Raw genomic sequence first — 13,756 nt, 5'->3', positions numbered from 1 at the left:
GCGGTCTTCCTCCTCCCGGTCCAGATCAGCGTGCTCGGCGTGCCCAGCCCGGCCGTCACCCCGACGAACCTCCTCTTCAACGTGGTCGCCGGGCCCGGGGCCCTGTGGCGCTACCGCCGTGACGGCGCTTCGCGCGGGGGTCTGGCGCGGCGCCTGGTGCTGTGGACCCTGCCCGGAGTCATCACCGGCGCCGCGATCCGTGTCTTCGCCCTCCCGGGCCCCGGCGTCTTCCGCATCCTGGTCGCCGCACTCCTCCTGCCGCTGGGGAGCTGGCTGTGCTGGCGTACCCTGCGCCCCTCCCGCCAACGACCGCATCCCAAAGCCGCAGAACCGTCCCCGGCGGCCCTCGGCGGCCTCGCCCTGACTGTCGGCGTCATCGGCGGTGTGTACGGGATCGGCGGCGGCTCGCTCCTCGGCCCGGTCCTAGCGGCGCGCGGCATGTCGTTGGCCCGTATCGCGCCGGCGACGCTCGCCGCGACGTTCACCACGTCGGTCGCCGGTGCCGTCGCGTACACGGTGCTGGCCACGATGAGTGAGGGGCCTGTGGCGCCCGACTGGTGGCTGGGTCTGGCCTGCGGTGCGGGCGGGCTGATCGGCGGCTACCTCGGTGCCCGCCTCCGGCCCCGCCTCCCGGAGGCGTTCCTGCGCCTGCTGCTCGGCATCCTGGCGGCCGGCATCGGCGCCCTCTACGCCGTCCAGACCCTCACGTGACCTGGGTGTTCTGCCTGCCCGGTCTAGGGTGGAGGGCGTGCACTACTACACGGTCAGCGAGGCCGCCGAGCTGTTCGGCGTAAGCAGCGATACCGCCCGCCGCTGGGCGGACGCCGGCCGGTTTCCCTCGACAAAGCAGGGCAGTAGGCGCCTGATTCCGGGCCCGGCGCTGGCCGCGTTCTGTGTGAACCTCGCACAGGAGAACGCGGAGGAGTCGCAGGCGACGACCTCGGCCCGCAATGCCATGCCGGGCATCGTCACCCGGGTGACTCTCGGGGACGTTGCCGCGCAGGTCGAGATCCAGGCCGGCCCCCACCGAGTGGTCTCCCTGCTGCCCCGCGAAGCCGTCGAGGAACTCGGGCTGGAGTCCGGCGTGGCGGCCACCGCCCGGGTCAAGTCGACCAGCGTCCACATCGACGTCGGCTGACCTACGCCTGTCTCCCATCCCCCTCCACAGCACGCTTCAGGGGATCACCGGGACGGGACGGCCTGGCGGCACAGCTCTCCCATGTCCCCGGCGCCCGATCCGGTGCGGGCCGGGCCGGTCGGTGCGGTCCGGGGCCTTCGGCCGCGCCTTCCCCTTGGCCTCAACTCGAGCCTTCGGTTTCGCTGCGGGGGTCAACAGCCCGTTTCGGGGCAGTGGCCCGGCGGGGCTGTGCCGGTCCTGGCCGGGCCGTTCTGCGGAGTTCGGGCGTAGTGGTTCAGGTCTCGCGGGTGGGGCCGCGGTCCTTGGCGGTGGGGCGGCGGGCTCGGCGGGGCATGCCGGACCGGACGGGGCGGTCTATGCCAGCCGCAGGGTGGCGATGGCGCCGCCGGTTTCGGGGGCGTTGGCGAAGGTCAGGTCGATGCCGAGGGCGCGGGCTTGGCCGGTGGCGATGGTCAGGCCGAGTCCGTGGCCCTTGCCGCGTTCGGGCGCGCTGGTGCGGAATCGCTGAGGGCCGTGGTCGAGGAGTTCGGCGGGGTAACCGGGGCCGTGGTCGCGGACTTCGACGACCGGGCCGTTCACGGTGACCACGAGGGGCGACCGGCCGTGGCGGTGTGCGTTGACCAGGAGGTTGGTCAGTACGCGGTCGAGTCTGCGCCGGTCGGTCTGTACGACGGTGTCCGCGGCGATGTTCACGTGGGCTTCGAGGCCGGTGGAGCGGAGGGCTCGCTCGACCAGGGACCCGAGCGCGTGCGGGGCGAGGTCCGGCTGGTCGTTGCCCGCGTCGAGGCGGGAGATCTCCAGCAGGTCCTCGGTCAGGTGGTGGAGGGCTTTGAGCCGGTCGGTGATCATTTCCTTGGGGCGGCCATCGGGGAGTAGCCCGGAGGCTGCCAGGCAGCCGGTCAGGGGTGTGCGCAGTTCGTGGGCGACATCGGCGGTGAAGCGTTTCTCGGACTGGATCCGGTCTTGCAGGGAGGAGGCCATGGAGTCCAGGGCGGTGGCCACTGCCAGGACTTCGTCCCCGCTGTTGTGGGGGCCGTGCGGTGTGGTCATGCCGACGCGGGCGTCGAGGTCGCCGCCGGAGATGCGGCGGGCGACCTCGGCCGTGGCGTCGAGGCGGCGGCTGATGCGTCCGGCGAGGAAGATCCCGGCGAGGGTGACGGTGCCGGCGGCGAGCAGCGCGGAGCCGAGGATGGCGGTGTCCAGGTGGGCGAGGTAGGAGAGCGTGTCGTCGTAGGGGGTCGACACGGCCACGATGTGGTCGTCGGCCTTGGCGGCGGCCCACATCGCGGGCTCGCCCTTGTGGGTGCCGGGCATCGTGCCCCGTTGTCCGTCGCGGACCAATTCCTTGAGCTCGGCGGGGAGTGCGGGCGGGTCGAGGACGATGCGGGTGTTGCTGAGGGAGCCGCCGTAGGCGTACTTGGCCAGGGCGGTGTCCAGCGCGGTGGCGGCGTCGCGGCGGACTTCGCCGACCGCGTGGCGGCCCACAACGTTGTGCACGATCACGCCGAGGACGGTGGCCGCGGCGCAGGACACCGCGGTGACGGTCGCGGCGATCTTCCAGCGCAGCGTGGAGCGTCGGGCCAGGAGGGACCGCCGGAACGGCAGGGACTGCGCGACTCCGGCGCCAGCGCGGATTCGTGCCCAGGCGGCACGGGGCCGGCTGCTCATCGGGGCTCCTCGGTGGAAGCGGGTGCGCATGCGCCCTTGCTGGGACGGCATTCGTCGAGGGTGAGTTCCCACAGGCTCATCGCGGTGCCGTCCCAGGTGTAGTCGGAGACGCTGACGTAGGCGGGGTTGGAGCTCGGTTCGCGGACCGAGAGATGGCCGGCGACCAGCTCCACGCCTTCGATGACTGCTTTGCGGGCGAGTATGCGGGTGACGATGCCGTTGTCGACGGTGTAGACGCGCAGTTCGCTCAGCCGGCCGTCGATGTCCACAGCGACGATCAACTCGGGCTTACCGCTCTGTGTGAGGTCGTGGTAGACGGGCTCGCGAAGCGGGCAGCCGCCTTTCGTGCAGGCCGCCAGGGCCGCGGCGGCCCGCGGGTCCTGCTGCCGCCCCCGGCCCCCCTCTTGTCCGGCCGCCGCGGCGAAGTCGGCCTTGACGACGGCCAGCGCGTCGACGTCGCGGAGGTCTCCGGTGGGAACCGGGGGCGCATCGGGCACCGCGACCCGCTGGCTCGGCGCGTTGTCCGGCGGCAGCGGTCGGTGCTCGGGCCACAGGGTCCGGGGCGCCGCCACCGGGGTGTGCGGGCCTTCGCTGTGGACGCCTTGTACCCCGGTGCAGCCGGAGAGGGCTGCGAGGGATCCGCCGATGGTGAGGACGAGGCGGAGCAGGCGGGCGTGGTGGGGCTGCGGGCCGTGAGTCGGCTGCATGCGCGGGCGTCCTTCGTATTCTTGCGGGCGTCGCGGTCCGGGCGACGGCTCTGTTCGCCCGACTCTGTTCGCCGGCTCTGTTCGACGGCTCGCCGCGGCGAGCCGTCGCAGAGGGGGTGCGTGTTCGGTCCGACTCCGGTGATTCGTTTTTTTGGGGGATTCCCCGGCTGTGATGCGTGTCGGAAAGAAGGTACGGGGGTGGTGTTGCACGCCCCGGTAGGCGGTGTAACGGCCACCCCCACGTTCTCCGACGGGATTGCTACCTGGACCGTTCGTCTGCCGGCCGGCGGTGCGCGTCCGAGTGCCTTGACCATCGCAGGCGTTGTGGACGAGTGACATCAGGGCCCGCTTGTGCAGGAGCCCGACAGCAGGTCGGAGCCGTTTCGGATTGTGCCGCGGCGCGGCTGGGCAGCGGCTGGTCACCGTCACGCCGTAAGGAGGTGGGTGCTCTCGTTACATTCTCTACGGCAACCCGCAATACCGTTCCTTTACCTTCGGGTTGCCAGTGTGAAAATGGCGGCGCCCGAGCCGCTTCGGACGAGAGGAAAAGCATGAAGACCGGCCGCAACGGTGTGTTCCGCGGTGCGGTGATCGCCGTCGCCGCAGTAGCCGCTCTCGTCCCTTCGGCCGGTCTTGCATCCGCCGGCTCGCCCGCCGTGTCCCTGCCGCCCGGCCCGGGGGCCACGATCGCGGTGTGCAGCCCGAGGCTCCAGGCGAGCACCGGTTGCACGAGCCCGGCCGGCATGAGCCGGGACTCTTCCGCCGACAGCCCTCATGGCACACCGGAGGGGGGCGTCAGGGCCGGAGCCGAAGGCATCAGGTCCACCGGCAGGATGCTGCTCCTGGCCGGTACTGGCGCCGCCGCGGCAGCCGCCGCGCATCTTGGCTTCACCCTGGCGCGACGCCACACGGCCGGCGAAGACGTCTGAGCCGGCAGACCCGACCGCACGTGGTCCCGTGCAAGAGCGGCTGGTGCCGCGACAAGTGCACCTGACTCGGTGCTGTGCCGGCACGTTCGCGCCTCCCTGAACCGGAGAGCCGGTAGTCCCGAACCCTCGCGCATGGGGTGGCGGACTACCGGCTCTTCGGCTTGATCGGCTCCGCTCTTTCGCGAGGGAGCCCGAACGCCACTGTCCCCACTCCGCGACCAGGGCCGCACCAGCCACGGTTGCGGTTCTGCGCCGATGCCTCGGCCCGGGGCGGATTGCTGCCCGTCCCGGAGCACACCTCGCTCCGCCCGCCCTTCCTTCGCAGCGCCCTGCCCGGGACTCGTCGGGACCGGCACCAGGGCCGACACACGAACGAGGGACAGTCTGACGTTGACCGTTACTTTGCCGATGGTTTGTCCACATATTGCGTCCGTAACGTGGAAACCACACCGCACCAGAGCGCACATCCCCGCCCCCCAGCGGTCGTCCCCCACGGCATAACCAACGAGGTGTATCCCCCATGAGCGCGACCCACAAGGCCCGCCGCCGCAACCTGCGCACCGCTGTCATCACCGCCGCCGTCCTGAGCGGCATCAGCCTGCCCATCGGCGCCGCAGCCGCCCAGCCCCCCACCCCGCCCGCGGCGACCACCCTCCCCGCGCCGCTCGACAGCGGAACGGGCACCGGTGACGTCGACAACGGCGGTACCGGCAACGACTGGCGGCCCGGCGGCACCGACGGCACAACGGACGTCGACAACGCCGGCCGCGGGCAGGTGCGGCGTGTGGAGGCCGGTTCCAAGCAGCTTCCCGGCGGATACGTCGCCCACCTCTACAATAACATGAAGGGCTCTACGGTGACCGGCTGGGAGGCGGAGATCCACCGCGTCAAGACCGGTGGCCTGGCCACCACCCTCAAGGCCACCCGCACCACCGTCACGGCCAAGGCGGACGGTCGCACCTTCACCCTCACCCCCTCCGGCCGGGTCTCCGCCTCCGCCCCCACTGCGCCCGGTGGCAAGCCGGACCAGCCGCAGGACCGGATCCAGCCCCGGACCGTCAAGCTCCGCGACGGCGGCACGGCGAAGATCAACTGGATCCTCGGCACGCCCCGCGCCGACCTCTTCGACCGGAGCGGCAAGCCGCAGGGCGCGCTCGAACGCCCCGGTGTCTCCAAGACCCTCCCGTCCGGGCTGAAGGTCACCCTGCGCCACGGCGGACATCTCGTGCAGGAGAAGACCGCCAAGCCCACCACCGCGGAGCGGTACGTGAACCTGCGCGACGGCGGCATCGCGAAGATCTCCAAGAACGGCAACGGCACCTTCAAGGCGACCCTCCACGACCGCAAGGACACCCAGCGGGCGGCCATCGACTCCCGCACCAAGCCGACCGCGGTCCTCGCCTCCGGTCTCAAAGTCACCCTCACCCCCGGCGGGAACATCACCCAGAACTGGAGCAAGTCCCGCCCCGCCGACAACGCCCAGCTCAAGCTGAAGCTCCGCGACGGCACCACCGCACTCGTCGAGAAGGGCACCGACAAGGTCTGGGGCGCCACCCTCTGGAGCGCGAGCCACGACGCCTTTCTCGACGGCATCCACGCCACGAAGCGGCCCACCGTCACCCTTCCTTCCGGCCTGAAGATCACCATCAGCAAGAACGGCACCGTCACCCAGGCCTACAAGGGCACCACCACCCACACCCCCGCCTCGGTCGACGCGAGCTGACCACCAGCCAACGCGACGCCGACGGACCCGCTCGCGCCCATGAACCGGAGGGCCGGCAGCCGACACCCCCGCGCACAGGGTGCCCTGCTGCTGGCCCTCCGCCTGTTCTCCCGACGGACACGGCCGTCACCCCCGCCGACGCGGCCTGCGAGAACTGCCGGGCCGACAGGTCCGGCCGGTCAGGCCCCACCGGGCGTACCTGCCGCGGCATTGGCAGGTACGCCGCCACGTCGTACTTGCACCGAGTCCTCCGGCCTCCCCACCGAGCCCACCGGAAAACCACATCGATCACCTCCAGGAGCCAGACACGTGGCCGCCAAGACCACCCCCGCCCGCCTTGGGCGCAGCCCGCTGCCGCGCTTGCGCAAAAGGCTGCGCAACTCCTTCCTGTTCGCTCCGACCCTCGGGCTGGTCTGCGGATGGCTGCTGGCGACTGGCGCGCTGGCCGCCGACACGGCCATCTTCGAGCTGGACGAGCGGCTGGCCGACGTCGAACTGAGCCAGATCTGGTTCCTGCGCGCCGCCGAGGACCTGGGTGCCTCGGTGAAGACGGCCGCCGGGACCATGGCCGCAGGGATGCTCACCTTCATCGGTGTGGTCTTCTCCATCACCCTCGTGGCCCTGCAGATGGCCGGGCAGTTCTCGCCCCGGGTCCTGCGGCTGTACGTACAGAGCCGGGTCACCAAGGCGACGTTCGCGCTGTTCCTCGCCACGTTCCTGTTCACCCTGCGGGTCCAGAAGGAGTACGCGGGAGGTACGGGCGGCGGTCCGGCGATCGTGCCGTACGTCGGCGGCATGCTCTCCATGGGGCTGGTCGTCGCCAGCCTGCTGGTGTTCGTCCTGTACGTGAACGCGACCATCCGCCTCATGCGCGTCACCTGCGTCATCGACCACGTCTCCCGCGAAAGCCGCCAGGTCATCGCCGACCGCGCCGGCCTCCGGACGGACGCGGCTTCAGAGGCCCGTACGCGGGACACGGTGACGGCCGTTCGGACGATCGGCTACCAGGGCAAACCCGGTGTCCTCCAAGAGGTACACGCCGCCAGGCTCGCCGAACTGGCCCGCGGGCACGACTGCGTGTTGCGGCTGCTGCCGCGCATCGGTGACTTCCTGGCCCCCGGCACCCCGCTGGCCGAAGTCCGCGGCGGCGTGGTCCCCAGCCCCCGCCAGGTGCTCCGGTGCCTGGATTTCGGCGCCGACCGCACCATGAAGCAGGACGTGGCCTTCGGACTGCGCCAACTCGCGGACATCGCCGCCCGCGCCCTGTCGCCCGCCGTCAACGACCCGAGCACCGCCGTCCAGGCACTGGACCACATCCACGTCCTGCTCGCCGACACGGCCCGCAGGCCCTCCGGCGACCTCCTGCACACCGACCGCAACGGCACCATACGGCTCATCGAACCCGTCCCCGCCTGGACGGAACTGGTCGACCTCGCCCTCACGGAGATACGCCTCTACGGCGCGGGATCCCCGCAGCTCACCCGACGGCTGGCCGCGGTCCTGGACGACCTCGCCCGCAACGCCCCGGCCGAGCACCTGCCGTGCCTCCACCGGCACCAGCGGCTACTGGAAGAGACCGTCAGAGGCACCCTGCTCCTGCCCGGCGACCAGGACTTCGCCCTGATCCCCAACCGCCAGGGCATTGGCTGACACGCCTGCCGGCAGGGCCGGGAGGTCCCCGGTCCTGCCGGATGACCCACCCGCTGCGCCGGGCTTCCAGCGGTACGCCGGCGGTGGCCGCTCCGCACCACGTACGCCGGGCCAGCGCACCGAACGGCACCGGCCCGGCTGTAATGACGGCATGAGAGCGCGAACGCCGATCGCATGCATCCTCGTCCTCGTCCTCGTGTTCGCGGTGGCCTGCACCCAGAGGAACGAGACACTCGATCTCAGCCGTCGGCCCACCCGCACCCTCGCCCCCGAACAGGCCCCGGACGCCGGCACGCTCGGCCGCTTCTACCGTCAACATCCTTCCTGGGCTCCCTGCAAGGGGCAGCCCGGCTTCGACTGCACGACCGTGAAGGTCCCCCTCGACTACACCCGCCCCGAAGGCGACACCCTCGACCTCGCGCTGGCCAGATCCCGCGCGGCCGGACCGGTACGGCGAATCGGTTCGCTGCTGCTGATCCCGGGCGGCCGAAGCCGCCCGCGCGTACGCACGGGCCTGCCAGGAACGCTCCGGCAGGCTCCTGCCGCACGTGGGAACCGAGAACACGGCACGCGACGTAGACGTGATCCGTGCGGTGCTCGGTGAGAGCCGGCTCAATGCCTTCGCCTCCTCCTACGGCACCAGGATCGCCCAGTTGTACGCGCGGCAGTACCCGGACAGAGTCGGCCGCATGGTCCTCGACTCGGTCGACAACCCCGCACCCCCAGCCACCCCCGACACGCCGGCCCCCGGCGGCAAAGGCGACGGAGGGACCTCTCCGACCGACGGCACGGACGACCCCCTGGAGACGGCACTTCGCACCATGGTCGAAGCCTGCACCAAAGGCCCGGACTGCGCCCTCGGTACGGACCCGGCGGCCGCCATGGGGAAACTCGACGACCTCCTCGCCCGACTGCACGGCAGCCCCCTCCCACTGTCGGACGGCCGTACCGTGGGGCCGACCCTGGCCACCCTGGCGATGATGCAGGCCACCTACTCCACCGACGCGTGGCCACGGCTGGCCGCAGGCTGGAAACAAGCCCTGCGCGAAGGAAAGGGCGATGAACCAGCCGCCCTGGCAGATGAGTTCACCGGGCGCCGCGATGGCCACTACGACCCGGCCCAGAGCGCCAAGACCGCCATCGACGCCCTGGCAGGCGACCCCGACGAGTACCGGCGGCTCCACGAGTCCCCGGACCTGATCACCCGAACCCTCCAGTCGCCGGCCGATGACACCTCTCGGACATCCCCGCACTTCGGCAGGGTGTGGACGTACCTCACCGGTGCCTCACTGTTCTGGCCAGTCCCGCCGACCTGGCGGCCGGGACCCGTCAACCCGGCCGGAACACCGCCCCTCCTGCTGCTCAACAACACCGGGGACCCGGCGACCACGGCCGCCGACGCGGAACAGGTCGCCCGACGCCTGCCCGGCTCGGTCCTCCTCACCAACGACGCCGACGGACACAACGTCTACGGCAAGAACCCCTGCATCGACGCCGCCGTCGACGCCTACCTCCACGAGGGCGCCGTACCCCGAAGCGACCAGTGCCCCGCCCCGGCGCACGCACCTGCCGAACCCGCCCGGCCCGTTCGCGTGAACATCGACCTGCCCATGGCGTCGTAGCCGATCCGCGTTCTCGTCCCGCTCCATCGTGGCCCTGCCCGGCACCCGGCGGGCCCACCCGAGGCGGCAGGGAGAGAACGACCGTGCACATCAGCCGAAGAGCAGTACTGCGGGGCGGGACGGCCACGGCAGCCGGAGCCGCCCTCACCTCGGGATACGGGAGCGGCGTGGCAGGGGCTGGCACCGAGGCGCTTCCCGGGCCGACGGCCTGGCGGGAACTGCGCGCGGCGGTGAGCGTCGCCGCGCGGCCGTACCGCCCGCAGGACTCCGGCTACGCGGCCCTGGCCGGCGCCGACAACCAGCGGTACGCGGCCGTCCGCCCCGCGGGAGTGCTCAGCTCGCCACGCAGGAGGACGTGGCAGCGGCCCTGCGCTGGTGCACGAAGCATGCGATGCCCTTCGCACCGCGCTCGGGCGCCCACAACTACGCGGGGTTCTCCACCACCAGCGGTCTGGTGATCAGCCTCCGCCCCATCCGGCAGGTGGAAGCACGCGGACGCCGGCTGCACTTGGGCGGCGGAGCCACCAACTCCGACGTCTACGCGGCACGCGACGCGGGCCTGTACTTCCCCGGCGGACGCTGCCCCGGCGTCGGCGTCGCGCCGACCTGTTCTGGGCGTGCCGGGGCGGGGCGGGCGGCAACTTCGGCATCAACACCGGCTTCGTCTTCGACGCCGTACCCGTGGCCCGGCTGCGCGCCACGGTCTTCGACCTCTCCTTCGACCTGCACGACGCCGTACGGGTGGTGGAGGAAGTGCGCGACATCCTGGACACGGACCGCGGAGACGACTTCGATTTGCGCATCGGCTTCAAGAACGCGGGCGACGGCACGACCTCCCCGCCTACGTCAACTTCCCCGACCCGGACCTGCGGGACTGGCAGCGCGCCTACTACGGCGCCAACTACGACCGCCTGGTCCAGGTCAAGCGCCGCTACGACCCGGCCGGCCGGTTCCGCTACGCGCAGGCCGTCGGCGCCCCCGGCGTCCGATAGCCGACGGCCCGGTGGCGGTGGGGCGCTTCGCCCCGCCGCCACCGGTGTGCCGGTCCCCGCCCGCCGGTTCAGCCGTCGGTGCGGCGACGGCGCAGGACCACGAAGCCGGTCCCCGCCGCACCGGCGGCCGCGGCGCCGCCCGCGGCGGTCAGCAGCGCGGTGCCCTCGGATCCGGACTCCACACCCTCGGCGCCGGCCTTGACCCCGCCCTTGGGGACGATGGTGCCGGGCTTGGAGGGCTTCACGCCGCCGCCCGGGGTGGTGGTCCACTCCTGGGAGATCTTGCCGTCCTTGGCGAGGGTGACCTTCAGCCCGGACTTCAGGGTGGCCGTGGGCTTGGCGGCATCGAGGTTCGGGCCGCCGTTGTCGTTCTTGTCGAAGAGCTGGGCGCCGTACTCGCCGTTGCGGGCCTTGGACACGACCGCCTTGCCGCCGTCCTGGAGGCGGACGGTGCGTACGTCGTAGTCGTGCCGGTCCTTGTCCCCGCCCGGCTTGTTGCCGGTCCACTCCTGCTTGATGCCGCCGCCGTGCTCAAGGGTGACCTTCAGGCCGGTTGCCAAGGTCTTGGAGGCGCCCGGCTCCTCGAGCGCGCCGACGGCCTTGCCTGCTTTGTCGAACAGTTCCGCGCGCGGCTTGCCCAGGATCCAGTTGACCTTGGCGCTGCCGCCGTCCTTGAGCTTGTGGGTCTTGGGCGCGACCTGGTCCTGCGGCTTGTCGGGCTTGCCGCTACCGCCGCCCTCGGTCATCCGTGCGGAGACCTCGCCGGACGCGGAGAGGGTGAAGGTGTAGGCGTCGGCCTTCCTGGTGTCGGACTTCCCGAACGCCTTGAGCGTGGTCGCCAGGCCCCCGCCCTTGACGCGGTGGATCTCCGCCTCCCAGCCCTTGACCTTGTACTCCTTGGTCGGACCGTCGCTCACGTGCCGGTACAGCTCCGCCACGTAGCCGCCCGGCAGTGTCTTCGCGCCGGCGGCCTCCCGCCGGGTCCGCTCCTGGCCGCCGTTGTCGACGCCAGTGCTCGGCTTGGAACCACTGTCCACGTCCGTGGCCGGCTGGGAAACGGAGGGCGACCGGGCAGGAACCGCGGGGGAATCGGCCATGGCAGCGCCCATGGGCAGGGTGATGCCCGCGAGGGCAACCGTGGCGAGGGTGGCGGTGCGCAGGTTGCGGCGACGGGTGTGGCGGGTCGAGCTCATGAGAGGGATACCTCGCAGTAGTGGGGGATTCGCACCGGGACTCCATATCTGGAGCGGTATGTGAACCACCGTAGAGAGGCAATGTTTTGGTAATGGGTAGGGAATGTAACGGCAACCCCGGCATGGCCATCCAGTTTTGCAACGGAGCCCCTATCTGTTCGCAGTCCACCGGCTGCCCCTGTCGGGGTGAGCGGGAAGACGGCTCACGTATATAAGGAGGAGATCGCCTGATGGGTCTCCGTTGGGATGGAGTACAACCCGCTCTCCGCGGCATGCACGCCGTTCGAAGGGGGCGATCTCGTAGGACTGGCGTAGGCGGGCCAGTCTGGCACGACCAAGGACTTTCGTCCTGGCGCGACAGGGGTAATTGTGCCCTTTACTGGTTCGCAATAACTTGAGGCGGCGTCCGTTACATTGCATACGCATTACCTATCGATTTCCATCGTAGCTTGCTGATCAACCGCCCCGGCAAACGCCGAAGAAACCGGGTGGCCCAGGCTTAGAGGGGATTCCACAATGCGTACGTCCCGCCGTCTCCGCACCACCGCCGTCACCGCCGGCGTCATCATCGGCCTCGCCGTCCCGACGGGTGCCGCCTTCGCCGACACGCCCACACCCGCCGCCTCACCCTCCACGAGCACACCTCAGAACAAGAACGCCAATTCCGAGACGAAGAAGGAGGCCGCCGGCCAGCAGCAACTCGCCGACGGCTACGTGGCAACCGTCTACAAGCACGTCAACAACGGCCCGACCATGGACCTGACGGTCAAGGGGTACGAAGCCGAGATCACCAAGCAGAAGAGCGGCACGCTCGTCACCCTGAAGGCCTTCGGCAAGAGCGCCAGCGAGAAGCACAACGGCTACACCTTCACCCTTTCGCCGGACGGCAAGGTCACCGCGAAGAAGGACACGACTGCCCCCAAGCCGAACAAGTCCAAGGTCGCCGGCATCGGCGTGGGCGGCAACACGATGGCCGAGCTCTCGAACACCGCCGACGCAGGCCCCAAAGCCGTACTGCGTGTCGGTCCCGAGAACTCGCCCTCCGGCTTCGTTGCCGGCCACGTCATGGCGACCCTGACGAAGAAGAGCCCCCGTTTCGAGAACAACGGCCAGAAATTCGACATAGTCAAGGCCGACAGCGCCAAACCGCAGCTCAAGGTGACCCTCGAAGGCACGACCAAGTACTACGACTTCCCCGCCGTCACCAAGGGCACGGCTGACAAGCCCACGACCCCGCCCAGCACTCCCAAGGGCGGCGTAAGGGCCGGTGCCGAGGGTGTCGATGACGCCTCCGGCGGCACCGCGTTGATGCCGAGCGCCGCAGGTCTGGCCGCCGTGGGCGCGGCAGGCCTCGGATTCGCCGTGATACGCCGCGGCCGCTCCGAGAACTGACCCCTACCATCCGGGCCGCCGGACGGATCTCCCTCCCCGTCCGGCTGCCCCGCACCGCTGACCGCCCGCACCTCGTCCGGAGTTCCCATGCCCGCCACCACCAGCCGCCGCCACCTCACCCACGTAGCCGCCACGGCGCTACTCGCCCTCTCCCTCACCGGGGGCCTCGCGGCCTGCGGCTCCTCTGGACCAGGACCCGACGTCAAGGTCCCCAGCACCGCCTCCCCTCAGGGCGAGCAGGGCGCCGAAGCGATGAGCGGGGCCAAGCCCACCGGACTGCGCATCCCGTCAGCGGGCGTCGACGCGAAGAAGATGCTCGACCTGACGACGGACTCCTCCGGCGAACTCGGCGTCCCCGACCCGGACAAGGAGGCCAACACCCCCGGCTGGTGGAACGGGAGCGTAACTCCGGGCGAGAAGGGCGTGTCAGTCCTCGTCGCCCACTACGACACGAAACACGGCCCGGCACTGATGAAGGACCTCAAGAAGATCAAACTCGGCGACACGATCGAAGTCCCGCGAGAAGACGGCTCCACCGCGAAGTTCAAGATCCGCGAAATCCAGGACGTCGACAAGAAGAACTTCCCCACCGACAAGGTCTACGGCGCCAGCGACCGACCCGAGCTCCGGCTCCTGACCTGCGGCGGCGAGATCAAGAACGGCCACCGCACCAACAACATCATCTACTTCGCCGACCTCGTGAAATAGCCGATCGGCAACCCCCGGCGGGAGAGCGGGAGAT

At 70.7% G+C, this 13,756-nt stretch carries 12 protein-coding genes and 1 pseudogene; 10 read left to right on the top strand and 3 right to left on the bottom strand.

Going from position 1 to position 13,756, the window contains the following annotated elements; genetic code table 11:
• Together ACFWP3_RS36170 and ACFWP3_RS36165 are read left to right on the top strand one after the other, a co-directional pair.
• Window positions 1-711, top strand: a 711-nt coding sequence (locus ACFWP3_RS36170; protein ID WP_384229798.1) for a sulfite exporter TauE/SafE family protein, incomplete at its 5' end; no start/stop codon positions are given.
• Window positions 712-748: 37 nt separating this feature from the next.
• The gene (locus ACFWP3_RS36165; RefSeq protein WP_384229796.1) at window positions 749-1,138 is read left to right on the top strand and encodes a molybdopterin-binding protein; all 390 of its coding nucleotides are present in this window, start codon (window positions 749-751) and stop codon (window positions 1,136-1,138) included.
• A 354-nt stretch (window positions 1,139-1,492) separates the two neighbouring features.
• On the opposite strand, the gene ACFWP3_RS36160 is transcribed toward ACFWP3_RS36165, so the two are convergent.
• Window positions 1,493-2,806 carry a sensor histidine kinase gene (locus tag ACFWP3_RS36160; RefSeq protein ID WP_384229793.1) on the bottom strand — a complete coding sequence of 438 codons (1,314 nt, stop codon included), beginning with the start codon at window positions 2,804-2,806 and terminating at the stop codon, window positions 1,493-1,495.
• On the bottom strand, window positions 2,803-3,513 hold the full coding sequence (locus tag ACFWP3_RS36155; protein WP_384229791.1) for a hypothetical protein: 711 nt from the start codon (window positions 3,511-3,513) through the stop codon (window positions 2,803-2,805). Before ACFWP3_RS36155 ends, ACFWP3_RS36160 begins: the two co-directional genes overlap by 4 nt.
• Window positions 3,514-4,064: 551 nt before the next feature.
• On the opposite strand from ACFWP3_RS36155, the gene ACFWP3_RS36150 reads away from it, so the two are divergent.
• The 6 genes and pseudogenes from ACFWP3_RS36150 (at window position 4,065) to ACFWP3_RS36125 (ending at window position 10,429) form a co-directional block, all read left to right on the top strand.
• Entirely contained in the window at window positions 4,065-4,442 is a 378-nt protein-coding gene (locus tag ACFWP3_RS36150) for a hypothetical protein (RefSeq protein WP_384229788.1), read from the top strand.
• A gap of 520 nt (window positions 4,443-4,962) precedes the next feature.
• Window positions 4,963-6,165: a hypothetical protein gene (locus ACFWP3_RS36145; protein ID WP_384229785.1), complete on the top strand. Its 1,203-nt coding sequence runs from the start codon at window positions 4,963-4,965 to the stop codon at window positions 6,163-6,165.
• A 309-nt stretch (window positions 6,166-6,474) separates the two neighbouring features.
• Complete coding sequence (locus ACFWP3_RS36140; RefSeq protein ID WP_384229783.1) at window positions 6,475-7,815, top strand: DUF2254 domain-containing protein; 1,341 nt, start codon at window positions 6,475-6,477, stop codon at window positions 7,813-7,815.
• Between the two features lie 548 nt (window positions 7,816-8,363).
• Entirely contained in the window at window positions 8,364-9,437 is a 1,074-nt protein-coding gene (locus ACFWP3_RS36135) for an alpha/beta hydrolase (protein WP_384229780.1), read from the top strand.
• 28 nt (window positions 9,438-9,465) lie between these two features.
• Window positions 9,466-10,062 (top strand): annotated as a pseudogene (locus tag ACFWP3_RS36130) (FAD-binding oxidoreductase); the annotation flags it as partial.
• Window positions 10,055-10,429 (top strand): BBE domain-containing protein, encoded by a 375-nt coding sequence (locus tag ACFWP3_RS36125; RefSeq protein WP_384229777.1) that lies wholly within the window; start codon window positions 10,055-10,057, stop codon window positions 10,427-10,429. The pseudogene ACFWP3_RS36130 and the gene ACFWP3_RS36125, both read left to right, overlap by 8 nt.
• A gap of 68 nt (window positions 10,430-10,497) precedes the next feature.
• Here ACFWP3_RS36125 and ACFWP3_RS36120 read toward each other — a convergent pair whose 3' ends face one another.
• Entirely contained in the window at window positions 10,498-11,622 is a 1,125-nt protein-coding gene (locus ACFWP3_RS36120) for a hypothetical protein (protein ID WP_384229775.1), read from the bottom strand.
• 516 nt (window positions 11,623-12,138) lie between these two features.
• Between ACFWP3_RS36120 and ACFWP3_RS36115 the strand changes: the two genes are divergently transcribed.
• Complete coding sequence (locus ACFWP3_RS36115; RefSeq protein WP_384229773.1) at window positions 12,139-13,014, top strand: hypothetical protein; 876 nt, start codon at window positions 12,139-12,141, stop codon at window positions 13,012-13,014.
• A gap of 87 nt (window positions 13,015-13,101) precedes the next feature.
• Window positions 13,102-13,722, top strand: a complete 621-nt coding sequence (locus tag ACFWP3_RS36110) for a class F sortase (RefSeq protein ID WP_384229770.1) — start codon at window positions 13,102-13,104, stop codon at window positions 13,720-13,722.
• Window positions 13,723-13,756 lie beyond the last annotated feature (34 nt).

It is taken from the genome of Streptomyces sp. NPDC058525 (genome assembly GCF_042719495.1).
GTDB lineage: Bacteria > Actinomycetota > Actinomycetes > Streptomycetales > Streptomycetaceae > Streptomyces.
The sequence above is the reverse complement of the archived record's forward strand: the minus strand, read 5'-3'. Positions and strand labels throughout refer to the sequence as shown.